We start from the raw sequence: 19,380 nt of genomic DNA, 5'->3' as shown, positions 1-19,380 counted from the left end.
CAGACGAAACCGCATTAACCCTTGATGTGTATAACGCTGACAGCAATAGCTTTCATGTTAATGCCACGCTGGTTTATGGCCGTACCGTTGCAATTTTAATTGATACAGGATTTACCAAAGCCGATGCACTGCGCATTGCCGCCAAAGTAATTGATTCTGGCAAACAACTAAAAACTATTTTTATTAGCCAGGCCGACCCTGATTACTATTTTGGCGCTGAGGTGTTACAACAGTTTTTTCCTGAGGCAGAGGTTATAACCACACCGGCAGTGCATCAAAAAATACCAGTAAAGCTTCAAAGTAAACTTGCTTGTTGGACACCAAAAATGGGTGAAAACGTACCAAAAAACCCCGTCGTACCTAAGGTATTTAATGGTAATAGCTTAAAAATAGAAGGTCACAGTATTGAAATTCGTGGCACAGAGGGTGAGCATAATCATCGTCCTTATTTATGGATCCCTGATAATAAAGCTATTTTAGGGAATGTGGCTGTATACGCTAATGTTCATTTATGGATGGCCGATGAACAAACTCAGGCAGAGCAAAATGCATGGGCAAAGCAACTTAATGAAATGAAAGCACTCAACCCTGACGTAATGATCTCTTGGCATATGAAAGCAGGCACCTAATTAGATGCTGCAAATATTGATTTTTCAATCCAGTATTTAAAGGATTTTGCACACGCTAAGCAAAGTAGTGATAGCAGTAAGCTGCTGATAGATAAAATGATCAACTCATACCCAGAGACTGTATTGCCTATGGCTCTTAGCATGGGCGCTAAAGTTCATAAAGGCGAAATGAAATGGTAATTGCTTACGCTTAACCACTATAATAAATACAGTAGAACCAAAAAACACGCCTAGCAAAGTCTGGCGTGTTTTTTATTATTGCCACAAATACATACTGGCTCGCTTATTGGCAATATTTAATTCAAATACCTCAGTGCTTGCACACATAGCAGCGCCATAGCATACATGAAGCGGTAACAAGTGCTCCTCTCTGGGGTGATTAAAGCGTGCAGCTGGAGCTTGCTGCCATGCTAATAATTGCTGTTCACGCTGTTGCTCGGTTAATGTTTGATCTGCGATTGTGCTTACCAACCAATTTTCAAATGCCTGATTTTGCTGGTTAACATCGTTTGATTGGGTAACACCAAAAGCGCGCATATTATGGAAGGTAAAGCCTGAGCCTATAATTAATAAGTTATCGTAATCAATACTTTGCAACGCTTTACCAATTTTAACATGCAACAGCGGATCAAGGCCTGGGTGCAAGGATATTTGCACACAGGGAATATCGGCCTCTGGATACATAATTTTTAACGGTACAAACATACCGTGATCAAAACCACGCTGTGGATCGAGTTTTGAGTCAATATTATGTGTTGCGAGCGCTTGCTGTACTAAATTAGCAAGTTGCGGCTGGCCAGCACAAGGGTAAGTTAATTGGTACGCCTGCTTAGGAAAACCGTAGTAATCGTAAATAAGCGGTGGTGAAGAGTGCGCCGTTATACTAATTGGTTGAGCTTCCCAATGCGCGCTGACCATTAAAATAGCAGAAGGCTTTGGGATTGTAGCGGCAACTTGTTCTAAGCAGGCTCGCATTTCTGCATGGTTGGCATCACCTAGTAATGGCATTGGGCCGCCACCATGTGAAATGAAAAAAACGGTTGGGCGTTGCATGTGGTTAATCCTAAAGGACAGATATTATTATAGTGCCTGCGCAGTTAGTAAATAACTAGCCACATAAACGCACAACCTCCGTGCGAAAATATTATATGTGGTGTTTATTCATCAAGCTCTAAGTGAGCGCGTTCAACGCTTTCTTGAGGTAACTCTTTTTGCACCGATACACCCAGCTCTTTAAATTCTGAGGCTTGTTTAATTAAGTTACCTTTACCACGGTATAACTGAGAAAATGCTTTATCGTAGGTTTCTTTGGCTTTATCGAGCTGTTTACCCACCCCTTCCATACTGGTTAAAAAGCCGTTGAGCTTACTGTAAAAACGCTCAGCACGATTAGCCAGCTCTTTTGAATATTTAGTTTGCTCTTCAAAGCGCCATAACTGCTTAACAATATTTAAACTGGTTAGCAGGGTAGTAGGAGTTGCAACCAAAATGTTTTTTTCGATTGCTTGCTGGTAAATGTCGCTTTGGTATTTAAGTGCTTCTACAAAGGCGGATTCAATCGGTACAAACATAATAACTACCTCAGGCGAGTTTATCCCTGGTAAACGGTCATACGATTTACTGGCCAACTCATTTATACGGGCAGTTACGGCATTTACATGCTCTTTAATCGCTTGTTGAGATTCCAGCTCTGTTTCGGCATTTACGTAGCGGGTATAGGCATTTAACGATGTTTTTGCATCAATCACTAAGTGCCGACCTTGGGGTAAATACACCACCACATCAGGACGAAGACGACCATCTTCGGTATTAAACGACACTTCGCGTTTATAGTCTGTGCCAGCTCGAAGTCCTGCGCTATCAAGCACGTTTTCAAGCATGAGTTCGCCCCAATTACCTTGGGTTTTCTTTTGCCCTTGTAAGGCATTGCTTAGCTTGTCAGCCTGCTCGGTAATGGCTTGGCTTTTGGCTTGTAAATGTAATAGCTCGGTTTTAAGTGCTGCACGTTGTTTTAAGTCTTCAACGTGAATAGATTCCATTTTATCTCTAAAGCCTTTTAGCTCACCTTGAACCGGCTTGAGTAACTGCTCTATGCTTTCTTGATTGAGGGTTTTAAATTTTTGCGATTTTTCTTCTAAGATTTGATTGGCTAAATTTTCGAATTCTTTTTTAAGCGTTTCTTTACTTTGCTCTATGTGAGCCAGTTGCTCGCTGAAATGTTGCTGCTTTTGCTCAAGGGTAGTGCGTATATTATTAAGCTCGACATCGCGCAGATTGTATTGCTCGCGCAGGGCGGTTAGCTCGGCTTCGGCTTTACGCCAATATTGATTATAAAGTTGGCTTTGTTTTTCTTGCTCAGTTAATCGCGTTTTAAAATGTTGCGCCTGATCACGTTGCTCTTGATGAGTAAGCCCTAACAAGTCGTGCTCTTCCACTAAAGAGGCATATTGATTTTGCGTATGCTCATACTGACTTTGTAATAACAATAACTGTTGCTGCTGCTCACTCACTTGGCGCTTTATTTTTTTGCTTAACTGGACTGATACAACGCTGAAAATAGCCATACCGGCTAAAGCGCCAGTAGCAACACTTAACCAATCTAAATGGGATAAAAACGAAGTAAACATAGAATAAACTTTTAAAATTTAGTGACATGCCATCATAACGAATTACGCTCTTTAGCAGTAGGGTAAAACACTAAATTAAGCGCATAAAAAAGCCAGCTAGTAAAGCTGGCTCAATATTACTAAATTAGTAATCAAACAGGGAAATCAACATGAAACTTGTAAAACAACATATCAACTACAAGCATTATAGTAGACGCGCTGCATTTAAATTAGTTCAAAATAATTTTAAAAAAGTTGAATTTGAGGCATAAAAAAAGCCAGCTAATAAAGCTGGCTCAATATTACTAAATTAGTAATCAAACAGGGAAATCAACATGAAACTTGTATAACAACACATCAACTACAAGCATAATAATAGACACAGCCATTTGTGATTAGTTCAAAATAAATTAAATAAAAAAATAAATATTTTTAAAAGCAAAAAAAAAGCCAGCGCATTACTGGCTGGCTTAATCATTACTATGTCTAGTAACTACTATATGGGATATCAACATGAAAGCTTGGAGAAACTGCAATTTAACCAAGCATATTAATAGACGCCCACAATTTAAATAAGTTCAAAAACTCGTCATGATTTTTTAAAATTATTTTAGCTTTTAATTAAAGACAGCATTTGTTGTTCGTCAAACTGGGTAAAACTCATTGATTTTTCGGTAAATAATGCATCTACAAGCGCTTGCTTATCTTGCTGCATTTGAAATACTTTTTGTTCAATAGAGTTAGCCATAATTAGTTTATAAACAAACACTGGGTTTGTTTGTCCAATTCGATAAGCACGATCGGTGGCTTGTTTTTCAACGGCTGGGTTCCACCATGGATCAAAATGAATAACGGTGTCGGCTTGGGTTAAATTAAGCCCTGTACCACCGGCTTTTAAGCTAATTAAAAACACGGAAGTGTTACCACTGGTAAATTCGTCTATTACTTTATCGCGATGACGCGTTTGCCCAGTTAGCATACTAAAATTAATATTTAGCTCATTTAAACGCTCGGCAATTAAATCAAGGGCAGAGGTAAACTGGCTAAATATAATCACTTTACGGCCAAGGCTAAGCATTAAAGGTAAGTGGCTCGATAACCATTCTAATTTAGCACTGGCTGCCTCAGTTTCAGGTTCAATGAGTTTAGGATGACAACAAATTTGGCGTAACTTTAATAAAGCTTCTAAAAAAGCGAGTTTACTTTTTTGTACGCCTTGCTCGGCAAATAAATCAATGAGTTTCTCTTCAAGCGCACGGGTTATACCTTGGTACATGTCTTTTTGTTTAGGTTCAAACTCAAACTCTTTTATAAGTTCGGTTTTTTGCGGCAGCTCTTGAGCCACTTGGGCTTTAGTACGGCGCAAAATAAACGGCATAATTAACGCTTTTAGTTGCTCTGCACGTTCAATATTGCTTTCGCGTTCAATAGGGCCTTGAAAATGCTGCTTAAAGTGCGCCTGTGAACCTAAAAGCGAGGGCATTGCAAAGTCGAGCAATGACTTTAATTCAAATAAATTGTTTTCAATTGGGGTGCCACTTAAACAAAGCTTAAAGTCGGCATTTAAACGTTTTACCAGCCGCGAAACTTGTGCGGTATCGTTTTTAATATACTGGGCTTCATCAAGAATAATGTTTTCAAAATACAGCGGTGAGTAATAAGCAATGTCACGTTTTAATAGCGGATACGTGGTTAAAATACACTGCGCTTGTGCCAAATGCTGCAACGAATCATTTCGGTGTGCACCAAAAATAGTGGTCACTTTTAAGCTTTTTGCGAACTTGGTAATTTCGTTTTGCCAATTACTCACTAAACTTGTAGGGCACACAATAAGCGTAGGCCCTGCTTGCGGTGTATTGTATGAGCTTGCTAAGTAGGCAATCACTTGTAACGTTTTACCCAAGCCCATATCATCCGCTAAAATCCCACCTAACTGATTACGCTTTAAAAAGTTAAGCCAAGCCACGCCTTCTTGCTGATACTCTCTTAATACTACAGAATCGTGTAAGCCATGAATGGCAGTGTTCGGTGATAGCAGTGCATCGTTATTTAGTTCTTCAAGGTAACGCTCTAATGACGGGTCATGTAGCTCTACATCAATAGCTGTGTGCTGAACTAATTCAGGTAAGTATGAAAGCGGAATGTTAAATTCGTCACGGGTTTTAATAAATTCAAATCGCATTTTAAATTCAATTAATAAATTAAACGCTGCTTTATCAATAACCCCAAATTGACGGCCAACAGGGTAGTAATAAAATAATTCACTTTGACGGTTTAACGATTCATAAAGTTTATTATTTACATTTAATAGGGTGGCTACTTTGGTATCGTTTAGCATTACTTTACTATGCATTTGATGATTTGCAGCTCTGTTTACATGCAATGAGATTTGGCTTTTAGTATCAGCAACATTAACTTTGCTCATTGATACTTGCCAACCGCGTTGTTTAAAGCTGGGCAGTACCTCGTGAACTAGCCAATGTAAGTGAATAGCCGATTCCTGACTAAAAATAAACTCGCTGTGTAAACCCCCTTTACAAAAATCGAAGCCTAAGTTGACTAACTCATTGGTAACGGTGTTTTCGAAGGCGCTATTAATTAACTTTGCAGGCGCTGTGCCCGCTAAATAGTTTTTATTTTTATACTTAAACGATAACGAAATAGCCATTACTGAGCCCGACATGCTGACTTTAAGTATGGCATTACTCAACGACTTAACAGGCGTGCTTGGTGTATTAGTAGGGTGGGGAATAACACCTACTCCAAAGTTATCAGCAAGCTGCTTATAAATTCGGTCAAAGTTTGTATCGTGCAGCGCCGGTATAGTTTGTAAGTGCGCAATTTCATCAGCACTGAGGGGCGTACGAATACGGCCTAATTTATATTTATCTAAATCTAAGTAGATGGGCGGCGTTGTTTTAATTAACGCCCAATTAGGAATTTGATCCAAGTGAATTTTTAACTGGGTTACCTCTTTTTGTTTTTCCCAAACAAAGTTAAGAGGTAAACCAGGTTGCGCTTTAATAGGTACTCGAGAGCGTTGTAAAAATAATCGGTCTGTGGCAAGTAATTGCTGCAGGGCATTAAATCCCCATTGCCCTTTAAGCTCAATATTACCGACCGCATTTTGCGATCGGATCCAGCTATATAATCTAAAATCACTTTCGAGCAAATCGCTAGGGGTTACAAAACTATTAAGCTGTTGCTCAGTTAAATTTCGCCCAAGTGCATAATTATTATTTTTATCGTAGTTGGCAATTTTAGGGGTTAAAAATACTTTGTTGTTTTCTATGTCTAATACAAACAGTAATACTTGCGAGGGTTGAGCTTGGTCGGTGTTTTTAAGTGCGCTTAGTTCACTAAACCAATCATTAATAAAATAATCTTCACCGTACTCACCAGAATGCTCAATTTTAAGCTTTAACAAAATAGCGGCCAAATGGCGGCATTTAGTTTTAACATTACAGGTACAATGAGTATCGACCGAATAACCAGTTGGTAATTTACTGATCTCAATACGTTGGTTAAACGCGAATCCTTTATCACCTTGCACCGTGGAGTCAACCACAGAAAAATCTGCATTATGTTCTAACCAACTGATTTGGCCGTTTTTATAGTACGATTTTCCTTTGGCCAACACCGCGGGTTTAAATAATTTTTTTATGAATCGCTCAGAAAGAGGAAACTGGGTAGCCTGCTCATTTTTAATTTCTTCAAAAATAGCCATTAAATCATTTTTTGATAAGTTAGCAGACATGTCACTCAAAGTATTAAAATTTAAAAATAATTTTCCCAGTATATGCCTTATCAGCGCTGAGCTAAAGCAATATTATTTTTAAAATAAACTGGTTGGATCTGATTGGTTAGTAAAAAATTGGTTTATAGCGAATTGGCGATCATTGTTTAATTTTGCTCACTAAAAAAGCACACTTAAATTACAAAAGAAAAACAATTAATTAACTTTGGCAGGAGATTTAGTTAGGCTTAGATCAGGTTTTTACTAACAAGCAAAAAATGGCATTAAAAGGAAGTGTTTAGTTAGTAAAAATATGATCCTTGATGGTTTAAGCCATGTTTTTAGCCTTTATATGCCACTAAAGATCAGATTTTTACCAACTAACAAAGGGGGTTGGATCATGATTTAACTAACCCAACCCCTTTTACAGATCACGATATTACTAACTAATTAAAGGCACTTAATAACTTAGTAAGTTGCTCTAAGCGCTTGTCTGTCATCACTTTATTATTTATTTTAATTGAAACGTCACCACTTTTAAGGTTGCGTTGCACACTAATAAAGTCATTTTCTAAAACCGCTTCACGTTTTGATGCTGTTTTAGGCTCTGCAGTTAGGTATTTAGTAATTAGCATAGCGCGCTTGTCGTCGGCTTCTAAGGCGTTAATTTCATCATTGCTGGCAAGTGCAACAACTAACTCGTTAAATGCTTCCTCATCGCGCTCCTTTGCGTTAATCAACTTTTTAGCAACTTCTCTACCAACATGATTAGCTGTTGGGTAAAGGGCTATAACATCTGCAGATATTTGCTCATACGCTTTTATCGCATCAGCAATCGCTGTATGCGATACCCCTTCAATAACAGCAATTTCACGGTACGAGCCTTTTTTGCCTTGTTGAATAAGATCGTTTCTAGTTTGTTGATACGCTTGACCCAACTCCCAAAGACTAGGGGCAATGTATTGATCTGATGAAACCGCAAGTACTTTGGCATCTTGCTCGCTAAAGTCACTAGAACTCAATACGAGGTAGTCTGCGCCACCTAAAATACAGGCTTTACGACGTCTAGAGCCAGCTAATACAAGGCTTGTATCACCTTGCTCCCATAATAGGGCAGGGTGCTGATTACGGCCATCTTCTTTAATAGCAGGAAGAATATCTGCGACTGACTTTTCGTTTAAAAGCGCTTGTACGCGACGATTTTTACCATAAACTTGGGTCGATTTTTCAATTTCGTTGTGAGCAATCACTTTACAAACAAGCGTTATTTCCCGATTAGGATCACTGGGTGCAGGCATACGGATAACGTCGCCTGCATTGGCTTGCTCTAAAAGGGCATCTAAGCTGCTACTGCCAACAGCGGTTGCAAAGGGATCTAAGCGGGTGTCATTTTTACGTTTTTTAGCCATTTTTAGTCAACATCCTTACTTAGGCGTATTTAATTTAGATTGAGTGGATTGCCAATTAGAACGAATTAGCATTTCGAGTTCATCAACTACATCTTTGATATTTTCTTGTGCGCGCATTAATGACTCTCTACTCGCTAAACTATCAGACGCTTTTTGATCAAAAATGGTATTAAACGAGGATGAACTCGCAGTAATTGCTGAACTGTGATTAATAGGGTAGCTCATGACTTGGCGACCAAAAGCACTACGAACATCTTTAACTATGTCACGTTGTGAGTGGTTACCTTTTACATAATTAGTAACCAAAAATTGCATGAAATCCCAACCATCGTGGCCAAGGGCTGCAACAGTATGGTAAATCTCACCTAAACGTTTTAAATATTTATTATTAGCATCAAAGTCTACCGCTTCAGGGTGAACCGGAATAAGCATGGCTGTGGAGGCCATTAATGCATTATAAAACATAAAATTAAGAGTAGGCGCTGTATCAATTAATAAAATATCAAACTCATCTTTTACTGGTTCAATAACGCGCTCTAGTAACTTATGGTAATGGCGCGTTTGCTCATAGTTTGAGGTATCTTTAAGCAAAGTTGCGGTTTCGTGTTCAAAATAAAAATCGTCCATACCAGAGGGCAAAACACGAATATTAGGAATATGAGTTGGTAAAAAAGAATTTGACACAAATTCAGGCCAGGTTTCACCTTCTTCAAGATCAATGCAATCACGCATCAAATCACCGACAGTAATTGGATCGGGCTCAGAGGATGGGAAAAAGCTTGATGATGACCCCTGAGGATCTAAATCAATAATACCGATGCGATAACGTTTTATGTTGGTAGTGGCAAGTGCAGCAGCAATATTAACCATGCTAGTTGTTTTACCACAACCACCTTTTAAAGAATTAATAACAATAACTTGGAGTTTGTCTGTCGGTGCACGGTGATCAGGCTTTATATCCATTGTATCGGCCATAGCAAAAATATTAACCAACGTATATGCGTAATGACCGTTCGCACCGCGTTTTATATTTAAATCGTCAAAGTCACCATTGTCATGACGTCTTTTTAAGGTACGATTATTACAGCCAAGTAAATCAGCTGCTGCTTTTTGGGTGTAAGTTCTTAATTCTTTTTCTTCAGATTTAAGATGGGCGCGGTAATGTTGGATACGTCCTTCTAGTGATTTTTCAGCAACTTCTGCGGTTGCTTTCAAAAGTCGGTAGGTATCTAGCGCATTATTATTGATAGACATACTTTATTCCTCAAAGTTAGGCGTTTAGTATAATGTCCATTCAATTAGCTGTAAACAACTATTTAAGACGACATACATTTTAAATACATGACATATAAAATAATTTTACGCCTTTAATATTGCTTAGTATAAATAAAGAAGTTTAAGTATGGTTAAGTATATAAGGTATTAAAGGCTAAGGGCTTAAAATACGCATTTAACTTTATGATTTATATGAATAATGTTTAAGAAAGTGGATCAGTATTATACGTGGTTAAGATCAGATCCTTATTTACTGGCAGATCACCTTTATACTAAGCAAATATTTAGTAGCTGAGTTACGCACAGGTTAAGCACTGAGTTACTCACAAAGTAGATGGTATAGATCATGTTTTTACTAAGTAAATTATAAAGTTATGCACCCACCATCAGAGATAATACGGGCTTAAATTAGTATAGATCTGATCTATAGTAAGTACAGATCAGATCTATGCTAACTCGAACTAAGCTTATCCACAGGCCTCTCATTTTTGCAGTAATTTGTCGTGCTAAATTTCAAAAAAATCACTTTGCAATGGACAAATTTATTATTCAGTTAGTAAAAAATCGTTTTATAAAAGCATTGTTAGTAAAAATGTGATCTGAAATCTTTTGTATTAACTTTTTCTTAGTAAAATACTGATCTGAGCATTTTATTTGAAATCAGATCACTTTTATACTAACTTAAACATTTAACTTTTGTGGCTTTATGTGTTGTTATTAGTTGCCACAATAAAAACGGAAATAAAAACCATGAGCCGAAAGGTCAACATCTCGGTAGATAACTTGCCTGATACACTTAGAGGCCAAATTCACGGGGTGGAAAGTGCAATTGATAACGAAAGTTTAGCACTATTTACAGATAACAAAGATGTGCGAATTTCGATAGAAAATGCAGCCCATGGGTTACGCGCTTACTCTAACACATTTAATCATTATGATCTGTGGGGACGCTTTGTTCGCTCAGGACATAAAAAGCTGCCACTTGAAGAAGCCCCTAAAAAAACCATTATTACACGTAAGATATCTGAGAAAGTAGACGGTATTTTATACGATGGTGAAATTAAAATAACACCGGCTGTGGTAAGTACTCGTAAAGATGGTGAAGACGTAGAATACCTAGTTTGGCCATCAGACAGAGAAGAAAAAGTTGAGCGTGCACTAATTCGCCTTGCTTCAAAAGGTAAAATAGTAAAAATTAATTTTAAATCCGGTATTCAATATGCTGTTGTGTTTTCTATGAACGAATTAGCACAAGAACTCAAAGCGGTTGGTCAGTCTATGCCATATCCGCAAATTAAAGAATCGCTTGAAGCATTGCAAGGTTCAAAACTTTCATTTAAATATTCTGCCACTGACACTAAAAATTCTGATATTGATGATTCGTTTTACGAGTCAAACATGAACTTTTTATCGTCTTTACACTTTAGCGGTAAAAAAGGCCAAGGCGGAAATGTTAAATGTGTGGCGTGTTTAAATGCGTTTGTTCATAACATGATCGATAACCTTGAATATAAAGGCTATTATTTTAATAGTGCTCAAGAATTAAAGCGCGGGTTATCGCGTTGGATGATGTTACGTTTATATCACTTATGGCGTTATGCTGCCCCAGGAAAAACGTATCATTTTAGACTGTTATCTATTATGGAAAAATATGGCTCTATTTATTCAACGGATGATATTACCGAAAATAAATTAAAAGCACTGCGTCGTGACATGACCACCACGATGAAAGATTTAATTGAAAAAGGGGCAATATCTGAGTACAGCATAACTAATGTAAAAGATGATAAAACAGGTAATATTGTAGATTACACCTATGAAATGCATCCATCTGATCAATTTTGTGATGAGATACTGGCATTAAATAAACACAACAAGCGTATAGAAATACAAGGTGGTAAACGCATTGTTGAAAATGCAGTATTAATTGATGAAGATAAGTTGGAAGAAATTGTAGAAAAATAATTATATTAATTTTTACCAGTCCGTTGTATTAAAGGCCACATTATGTGGCCTTTTTAACATAATTATTTTGTTACTTGTTCTAAATATAAACGGTCTACCAGAAAGTCATACTCTCGTTTTCGTGGATGTGATAAGGGCTTTTGGTAACTCGGTAGTTCGCCAAATTTTACGTCGGGTTGTGGGTTAATTAGTATAAAAGGTAAAGCAGCACTAACATGATAGCGATTTTGTGCAGTGTACCTCACATTAACTTGAGGACTAACTCGAGTAGGGCGCCTAATTCGCAATTTTTCTTTTTCACCCAAACTGGCTACTCGAACCTGTTCTTGTGCAACCAGTGACTGCCATTTTTGCTGATCAATCATTCGCGGGTTTTTATAGCCTGCCGATTTTTCTAACATTTCAAGCGCCATTTTTTTTGTAAGTGTTTTGGTTGCGTGTTTATGCATCCAAGTAAAGCGAACAGAAAAAGGGGATTCAATTTCACTATGAATTTTACGATACGCCGCAAGTGTTATTAAATTTGGCATTGCATTATGCACAGCTTCAAATCGCGCGTCGTTATTATCTATTGCTAAAATACAATTTTTAAAAGCTGCTTTTGCACTATTTACCTGTGCTATGCGATCAATAATGGCTTGTTTATTCGTCTCTTTTATTACTAGCAAACCAGGGTGTCGCTTTAATACTCGGCTGCTTAGCCCTGGCTTTTTATACATATCTGAAAAAGCATTTAAAATTGCCTTATGCGCCAATTCCCCAGTTATTTTTGAAACGCTTATAGACTCAGGGATTATATTTTCTTCAGTACTACTAATCTCAGGTAATTGAAAATACTCTGCTTTAGCGAAGCCAACCTCTTTAAGCTCATCAATTAAGCTAAGTGTTAATTCATTGAGTAAATCAAACTGACTTCTTATTTGCACCTTTGTAACCATTAGCTACCTACTTAGAACACATCTTACTGAGTCACTATTTTCGCAAACAACCTTTTCTTTTGATAGATTTTTCTCAAATAAAATTCTTTTGTTAAGACTTTTAAAAATTTAAATAAAGTATGATGTGTTCTTTATGGTTTTTCAAAGTATTTTTGCTTCATATACTTTAAAGGAAATAATAGAAGGGGTGAGTTAAGGTACTGGGCTTTGTATGCAGCACTAGCATAAATATTTAAAAGCGCATAATTGAGCAGCATTCTTTTTTAAACCTTCCGTAAAGTTAAGATTACATAAGTACAAATTAAGTATGATGTGTTCCTGTAGCTATCTGTATCACCATCGCTTAGCTGTTAAGCTTCTACTCAAGCCATTATAATGCACACTCTATTTACTTAGATTGTTGTTTTTAAATGTTTATTTGTTTTTACTTTATAAACTTGCTCATTAGAAGTAACTCAAAATAGGCTCTTAAATCTTATAAAAATTTAACTAATAACTAAATAATTGGTAAATAGTCGATTTAGTCCTTGAACAAAGCCCTCTGCATACGTTAATTTCAATGCATCAGGTAATAGGAATGAGGAATGAGCATGCAATCGTGGAACCCAAATAGTTGGAGAGAACTGCCAATACTGCAGCAACCACTGTACCCAGATCAAAACGTATTAAAGTCGGTAGAAAGTCAGCTGAAAAGTGCACCGCCTTTAGTATTTGCCGAAGAAACAAGAAGTTTATTTAAACAACTTGAAGACGTATGCGAAGGCCGTGCCTTTTTACTTCAAGGTGGAGATTGTGCAGAATCGTTTAGCGACTTTAATGCCGCTAATATTCGCGATACATTTAAAACCATCTTACAAATGGCTGTAGTATTAACCTATGGTGGAAAGTGCCCAGTTGTTAAAATTGCACGTATGGCAGGTCAATACGCTAAGCCACGTTCAGCCGACTTAGAAACAATAGACGGCGTTTCGTTACCATCTTACCGTGGTGATATAGTAAATAACTTTGAGTTTACTGAAGAAGCACGTATTCCAGACCCTCAACGTTTAATGACTGCATATCATCACAGTGCGGCAACGCTAAATTTGCTACGCGCTTTTGCACAAGGTGGACTTGCCGACTTACATCAAGTTAACCGTTGGAACATGGGCTTTGTTGCTGCTAATCCACAAAAAGCAAAATACCAACAACTTGCAGACAAAATTCAAGACGCGTTAGAATTTATGGAAGTGTGTGGTATTAATTCAACTATAGCGCCAAGCTTAAAAGAAACTGATTTATACACCTCACACGAAGCGTTATTACTAGGCTACGAAGAAGCATTAACACGTAGAGACCATTTATCAGGTGACTGGTACGATTGTTCAGCACACTTTGTTTGGATTGGTGAACGTACTCGCCAGCTAGACCATGCCCATATTGAATTTTTTAAAGGTATTAAAAACCCAATTGGTGTTAAAGTTGGACCAGGTATGGATCCAGACGAGCTTATCCGTTTAATCGATGCGCTTAACCCAGATAATATCCCAGGCCGATTAACGCTCATTACACGAATGGGGGCAGATGTATTGCCAGAGAAGCTACCAGCGCTGGTGCGTAAAGTACAGCAAGAGGGTCGCAAAGTTATTTGGAGTTCAGATCCAATGCATGGCAATACTGAAAAAGCCAGCTCAGGTTACAAAACGCGTAGCTTTGATAACATTATGCGTGAAATTAGTCAGTTCTTCGCTGTTCACAAAGCTGAAGGCTCATACGCAGGCGGTGTTCATTTAGAAATGACCGGCCAACATGTAACAGAGTGTACTGGCGGTGCATACGGTTTATCTGATGATGACCTTGCTCAGCGCTACAAAACACAATGTGACCCACGCTTAAATGCTGATCAAGTATTAGAGCTTGGCTTTTTAGTAGCTGATTTACTAAAAGATGCGCGTAAATAATACCCGCTCATAAATACCAAAAGCCGCTTTTATTTAGTAACACCACTCGTTTAAGAACGAGTGGTGTTTTTTCGTTTATATCTAACCGGATATTTTTGTGTCTTTGCCAGCACCGCTCGCGGATAAGCTTTTCGCTTTCTTTTTTCCGGTAATATTAGCCGTTTACCGTTTTCACGTAGTTCTTTTAGCTTTTTAGGGATTGTCCCTGGGCTTCGACCTGAACACCATAAAAACTCGTCTTGTATGAGGTATAATGCGTTAATAAAACTGATGCGTAATGGCTCAACTTTATGGGCTTTAGCCATCTCTGCCATTTCTAGTCTCACGATATTATATGATGTAAGAATACCCCAGAGCTCTTGATAAATACCTTCCTGTTTCAGGCTCCGTAATGCTGGTTTATTTGAGAGTTGATATTGCTTGAGCTCACCATAGCCTCGCTCTATTTCCCATCGTTGCCAATACACATCGAGTAGCGCTTTCAGCGGGTACTTTTCTGGACAGACGCATGAGGTGATGAACCCTTTTATTTCCCCTTTAGGTGTCGGAATTTGAATAAGCCTTGCTTGCCATGTATCACCTAGGTAAAGGGCTGACTTCTTAGCTTGTGGTGAAATAGGCATTGTTATTAAGTGGTCGTAATCGCTAAATGACTCCGTTATTTCATAGCGCATTTTGCTTTTGATGGGTGTAAGCCAATGATGATTTTCGCTAACACCTTGCCAGCTCGTAAATAGTTCAGCCGAAAAGAAACCTCTATCAAATAGCGTCAATGAATAGTCAGGTGCTGAGCCAACAAGCTGTTGAGCATAATGAATTTCACTTTGAGTAATGGGGCCAAACGCTGCATCGGATATTAAATGCGTTCTTGTCGACATCAAGGTCACAGCAAGTACTGAGGGGAAGTTTGTTGTCGATTTAGCATAGCCAAAGTGACGGTTACTCGGTGTATCTTGAGTTTTAAATTGTGTACCGTCAATGCTGAGCAGCTTTAAACCACACACGTCATCAAAAGTTTGCGACTGCTCCCACTGCGTTGCTGTATGTTTAAAAAGGTGTTTCATAGGCGCTGCGCCTAGCTTTTCTTTCCCTTTTATAATACTGCTCGTCGCCAATGGAGGAAGTTCTCCTTTAGCGTCAGGAAAAGCGAGCTCTAGTTTGTCACAGACTTCAGATATTGAGCGGTTTCTTAATAAACCAATCCCTAATACAAGCCAAGCAGCTTGCTCGGCGGGGAAACGTCGTTTACGCACAGAGGCTCTCCCTGTTTGAGTAACGGCTGCTTCAATCCACTCAAGGGGAATATGCTTAGTAAACGAATCAATATCACGATCTTGGCTAAACTCAGTAGTAAGGTGTAATTCTTTAATAAATTCAGACATAAAAATAGGCCACAACTTTTGTTGTAGCCTATTATGAAGCCTCTCAAAGATCGTTCAATTAACTTAAACGATCCGCATTACTATTATTTAGCGGCTTTTTTGTGTGTTGAGTGTAATTACATGCTTAAATCATATGTTAGTTTGTTAGTACTTACGACGCTCAAGACCCGTATCAGAAATAATTTTAGCTGAGATCTCTTCAACCGAATGGTGGGTAGAATTTAAATATGCGATTTTATGCTTTTTATAAAGCATTTCTACTTCGCGTACTTCAATACGACACTGCCTAATTGATGCATATTTTGAATTTGCCATACGCCTATCTCTGATTGCAGCCAACCTCTCAGGGTCTATAGTTAAACCAAACAATTTATGTTTATAAGGCACTAGGCACTTGGGTAACCCTTCGCTTTCTAAATCGTCTTCTGTAATTGGATAGTTAGCCGCTTTAATACCGTATTGTAGGGCTAAATAGAGGCTTGTAGGTGTTTTACCACTTCGACTAACGCCAACCAAAATAATATCAGCCTCAGCAAAATTTTTAATATTGCCGCCGTCATCATTCATTAAAGCATAGTTAACTGCATCAATTCTAAAGTCATAACTTTTTTCGTGTATTGAATGGGTTCTATGTACTTTGGGTACTGGGGCTACTTTTAATTCGCTTTCAATTTTTTCGCTATACGTTGTTAAAAAGTCATACGAGACAGCATCTGCAGAGCGAATAATTTCAGATAGTTTATGGTTCACAAAAGTAAAAAACACTAGAGGCTTCTCGCCTTGCTTTGACGATGTGGCGTTAATAAGCGCTTTGATTTCATGCGCTTTTTCTTCGGTTTCTACAAAAGGAATTGTTTTATGATTAAATTCGACAGGAAATAAAGATAAGGTCGCATGACCAAACACTTCAGATGTGATTGCCGTGCCATCTGAAATATAAAACGCAGTTCTCATAAAGCCTCTTTTTTATTACATTTAATTTTAAAATAAGTGTATCACGGTTTACGTGAGGACGTTTGCCAGTGTAGAATGGGGGCGACCTTTATGAAAGGTTTTCTTTCTTAACTCTCACAGTTAGTACTACAATTTGTTTTTTGGAGAAAGATCCGTGCAAGAATACGTTCTCTGGTATCAAGAGCTTGGTATGCAAGATGTTCCTCGAGTTGGTGGTAAAAATGCCTCACTTGGTGAAATGATTTCAAACTTAGCTAACGCAGGTGTGCAAGTCCCAGGTGGTTTTGCTACTACCTCAGACGCTTTTAACGAGTTTTTAGAACAATCAGGACTCAACGCAAAAATTCATGACATCTTAGATACACTCGATGTTGATGATGTAAACACGCTCGCCAAAGTCGGCGCCGATATCCGCCAGTGGATTATCGATACCCCATTCCAACCTAGTCTCGATAAAGCAATCCGCGATGCATACAGCCAGCTACATGGCGACACAACTGCAGATGTTTCATTCGCTGTTCGTTCATCAGCAACCGCTGAAGATATGCCAGATGCCTCTTTTGCAGGCCAACAAGAAACGTTTTTAAACGTTGTTGGTATTGATTCTGTAATGACAGCCATCAAACACGTATTTGCTTCATTATTTAACGACCGTGCAATTTCTTATCGTGTTCACCAAGGCTACGATCACCGTGGTGTTGCCTTATCAGCAGGTATTCAACGCATGGTTCGCTCAGATAAATCAGCATCAGGCGTTATGTTTAGTATTGATACTGAATCTGGTTTTGAAGATGTTGTATTTATTACATCAAGCTATGGTTTGGGTGAAATGGTTGTACAGGGTGCGGTAAACCCTGATGAATTTTATGTTCACAAACCAACGCTGCTTAAAAACAAGCCATCAGTAGTTCGTCGTAATATTGGCTCTAAAGCCATTCAAATGATTTACTCTCAAGACAAAGCTCACGGCAAACAAGTAGAAATTGTTGATGTAGATCCAGCACTTTCAAACAAATTCTCGATTACAGATGAAGAAGTGCAAAACCTTGCCAAACAAGCTGTAATCATTGAAAAACATTACGGCCGTCCAATGGACATTGAATGGGCAAAAGATGGTAACGATGGCAAACTATATATAGTTCAGGCGCGTCCAGAAACAGTTCGTTCAAACGAAGACACTAACGTAATGGAACGCTTCCAACTTAATGGCAGCAGCAATGTTGTTGTTGAAGGCCGTGCAATTGGTCACAAAATAGGTACCGGTGTTGTGCGCGTACTTGATTCAATCAAAGAGATGGACCAAGTACAAGTAGGTGACATTTTAGTTACCGATATGACCGACCCAGATTGGGAACCTATCATGAAACGTGCAGCAGCGATTGTTACAAATCGTGGTGGCCGTACTTGCCATGCTGCAATCATTGCCCGTGAGTTAGGTATTCCAGCCGTTGTTGGTTGTGGTAATGCCACAGATTTAATTAAAGCAGGGCAAGAAGTTACGGTATCATGTGCCGAAGGCGATACAGGTTTCATCTACGAAGGTATTTTAGACTTTGAAGTTTTAACTTCACGTGTAGACGAAATGCCTGAACTTCCAATGAAAGTAATGATGAACGTAGGTAACCCAGATCGCGCATTCGATTTTGCACGTTTACCACATTCCGGTGTTGGCCTTGCCCGCGTTGAGTTTATCATCAACCGTATGATTGGTGTTCACCCTAAAGCATTATTAAATTTTGATGCACAAACTGATGCATTAAAAGCAGAAATCACTGACATGATTGCCGGTTACGAATCACCAGTTGAATTCTATATTGGCAAACTTGTTGAAGGTATTTCTACCCTAGGTTGTGCGTTTGCTCCAGAGCGTGTAATTGTTCGTATGTCTGATTTTAAATCAAACGAATACGCTAACTTGGTGGGCGGCCAGCAATACGAGCCAGAAGAAGAAAACCCAATGATTGGTTTCCGTGGCGCTGCGCGTTATATCTCTGAAGATTTCCGTGATTGTTTTGCCCTTGAGTGTGAAGCAATAAAACGTGTTAGAAATACCATGGATATGACTAACATTGAAATCATGATCCCATTCGTACGTACCCTTGAAGAAGGTAAACGTGTGATTGAATTACTTGAAGAGCAGGGCCTTAAACGTGGTGAAAATGGTCTTAAAGTAATTATGATGTGTGAGCTTCCGTCAAATGCATTAATGGCTGAAGAATTTTTAGAATACTTCGATGGTTTCTCTATTGGCTCTAATGATTTAACTCAGTTAACGCTTGGTCTTGACCGTGATTCAGGTTTAATTGCGCACTTATTTGATGAGCGGGACCCTGCAATCAAAAAGCTTCTTTCGATGGCTATTAAAACAGCAAAAGAAAAAGGTAAGTACGTAGGTATTTGTGGTCAAGGTCCTTCAGATCATGAAGATTTTGCTGCATGGTTAGTAGAGCAGGGCATTGATTCTGTCTCGCTTAACCCAGATACAGTACTAGAAACATGGTTATATTTAGCAGACAAACTTGCTAAATAAATTACCTTGTTAAAAA

The 19,380-nt window shown here is 38.5% G+C and carries 12 protein-coding genes; 4 read left to right on the top strand and 8 right to left on the bottom strand.

Features of this window, described 5'->3' with window-relative positions:
- Positions 1-26 precede the first annotated feature (26 nt).
- Positions 27-629 carry an MBL fold metallo-hydrolase gene (locus LOC50_RS15075; protein ID WP_250654102.1) on the top strand — a complete coding sequence of 201 codons (603 nt, stop codon included), beginning with the start codon at positions 27-29 and terminating at the stop codon, positions 627-629.
- A gap of 255 nt (positions 630-884) precedes the next feature.
- Here LOC50_RS15075 and LOC50_RS15070 read toward each other — a convergent pair whose 3' ends face one another.
- From LOC50_RS15070 to LOC50_RS15050, 5 genes are all read right to left on the bottom strand, one after another.
- Positions 885-1,682 (bottom strand): DODA-type extradiol aromatic ring-opening family dioxygenase, encoded by a 798-nt coding sequence (locus LOC50_RS15070; RefSeq protein ID WP_250654101.1) that lies wholly within the window; start codon positions 1,680-1,682, stop codon positions 885-887.
- A 104-nt stretch (positions 1,683-1,786) separates the two neighbouring features.
- Positions 1,787-3,256, bottom strand: a complete 1,470-nt coding sequence (locus LOC50_RS15065; protein WP_250654100.1) for a DNA recombination protein RmuC — start codon at positions 3,254-3,256, stop codon at positions 1,787-1,789.
- A gap of 589 nt (positions 3,257-3,845) precedes the next feature.
- Positions 3,846-6,992, bottom strand: coding sequence for a DEAD/DEAH box helicase (locus tag LOC50_RS15060; protein WP_069439149.1), 3,147 nt, complete (start codon positions 6,990-6,992; stop codon positions 3,846-3,848).
- Positions 6,993-7,417: 425 nt separating this feature from the next.
- Positions 7,418-8,380: a transcriptional regulator gene (locus LOC50_RS15055; RefSeq protein WP_036983557.1), complete on the bottom strand. Its 963-nt coding sequence runs from the start codon at positions 8,378-8,380 to the stop codon at positions 7,418-7,420.
- A 15-nt stretch (positions 8,381-8,395) separates the two neighbouring features.
- Entirely contained in the window at positions 8,396-9,634 is a 1,239-nt protein-coding gene (locus LOC50_RS15050) for an AAA family ATPase (protein ID WP_036983556.1), read from the bottom strand.
- 771 nt (positions 9,635-10,405) lie between these two features.
- Between LOC50_RS15050 and LOC50_RS15045 the strand changes: the two genes are divergently transcribed.
- Positions 10,406-11,620 (top strand): hypothetical protein, encoded by a 1,215-nt coding sequence (locus tag LOC50_RS15045; protein WP_013463357.1) that lies wholly within the window; start codon positions 10,406-10,408, stop codon positions 11,618-11,620.
- 62 nt (positions 11,621-11,682) lie between these two features.
- On the opposite strand, the gene LOC50_RS15040 is transcribed toward LOC50_RS15045, so the two are convergent.
- Entirely contained in the window at positions 11,683-12,558 is an 876-nt protein-coding gene (locus LOC50_RS15040; protein WP_036983555.1) for a DNA replication terminus site-binding protein, read from the bottom strand.
- Positions 12,559-13,148: 590 nt separating this feature from the next.
- Between LOC50_RS15040 and LOC50_RS15035 the strand changes: the two genes are divergently transcribed.
- Positions 13,149-14,498 carry a class II 3-deoxy-7-phosphoheptulonate synthase gene (locus LOC50_RS15035; RefSeq protein WP_250654179.1) on the top strand — a complete coding sequence of 450 codons (1,350 nt, stop codon included), beginning with the start codon at positions 13,149-13,151 and terminating at the stop codon, positions 14,496-14,498.
- A gap of 50 nt (positions 14,499-14,548) precedes the next feature.
- On the opposite strand, the gene LOC50_RS15030 is transcribed toward LOC50_RS15035, so the two are convergent.
- Both LOC50_RS15030 and ppsR read right to left on the bottom strand, forming a co-directional pair.
- Positions 14,549-15,880 carry an IS4 family transposase gene (locus LOC50_RS15030; protein ID WP_250654099.1) on the bottom strand — a complete coding sequence of 444 codons (1,332 nt, stop codon included), beginning with the start codon at positions 15,878-15,880 and terminating at the stop codon, positions 14,549-14,551.
- Between the two features lie 144 nt (positions 15,881-16,024).
- Positions 16,025-16,834, bottom strand: coding sequence for a posphoenolpyruvate synthetase regulatory kinase/phosphorylase PpsR (ppsR, locus tag LOC50_RS15025; RefSeq protein WP_036984053.1), 810 nt, complete (start codon positions 16,832-16,834; stop codon positions 16,025-16,027).
- Between the two features lie 154 nt (positions 16,835-16,988).
- Between ppsR and ppsA the strand changes: the two genes are divergently transcribed.
- The gene (gene ppsA, locus LOC50_RS15020) at positions 16,989-19,364 is read left to right on the top strand and encodes a phosphoenolpyruvate synthase (RefSeq protein ID WP_036984052.1); all 2,376 of its coding nucleotides are present in this window, start codon (positions 16,989-16,991) and stop codon (positions 19,362-19,364) included.
- The last annotated feature ends 16 nt before the right edge of the window (positions 19,365-19,380 follow it).

The sequence above is a fragment of the Pseudoalteromonas sp. SCSIO 43095 genome (genome assembly GCF_023650455.1).
In the GTDB taxonomy this organism is placed as follows: Bacteria; Pseudomonadota; Gammaproteobacteria; order Enterobacterales; family Alteromonadaceae; genus Pseudoalteromonas; species Pseudoalteromonas tetraodonis.
Note: the sequence above shows the minus strand (reverse complement) of the source record. Positions and strands in the feature narration are given on the sequence as shown.

Excerpts from the sequence above, each read along its gene's own strand:
- LOC50_RS15060 (WP_069439149.1), bottom strand. The coding sequence starts at position 6,992 with ATGTCTGCTAACTTATCAAAAAATGATTTAATGGCTATTTTTGAAGAA.
- LOC50_RS15035 (WP_250654179.1), top strand. The coding sequence starts at position 13,149 with ATGCAATCGTGGAACCCAAATAGTTGGAGAGAACTGCCAATACTGCAG.
- ppsR (WP_036984053.1), bottom strand. The coding sequence starts at position 16,834 with ATGAGAACTGCGTTTTATATTTCAGATGGCACGGCAATCACATCTGAA.
- LOC50_RS15040 (WP_036983555.1), bottom strand. The coding sequence starts at position 12,558 with ATGGTTACAAAGGTGCAAATAAGAAGTCAGTTTGATTTACTCAATGAA.
- LOC50_RS15065 (WP_250654100.1), bottom strand. The coding sequence starts at position 3,256 with ATGTTTACTTCGTTTTTATCCCATTTAGATTGGTTAAGTGTTGCTACT.
- LOC50_RS15045 (WP_013463357.1), top strand. The coding sequence starts at position 10,406 with ATGAGCCGAAAGGTCAACATCTCGGTAGATAACTTGCCTGATACACTT.
- LOC50_RS15030 (WP_250654099.1), bottom strand. The coding sequence starts at position 15,880 with ATGTCTGAATTTATTAAAGAATTACACCTTACTACTGAGTTTAGCCAA.
- LOC50_RS15055 (WP_036983557.1), bottom strand. The coding sequence starts at position 8,380 with ATGGCTAAAAAACGTAAAAATGACACCCGCTTAGATCCCTTTGCAACC.
- LOC50_RS15050 (WP_036983556.1), bottom strand. The coding sequence starts at position 9,634 with ATGTCTATCAATAATAATGCGCTAGATACCTACCGACTTTTGAAAGCA.
- LOC50_RS15070 (WP_250654101.1), bottom strand. The coding sequence starts at position 1,682 with ATGCAACGCCCAACCGTTTTTTTCATTTCACATGGTGGCGGCCCAATG.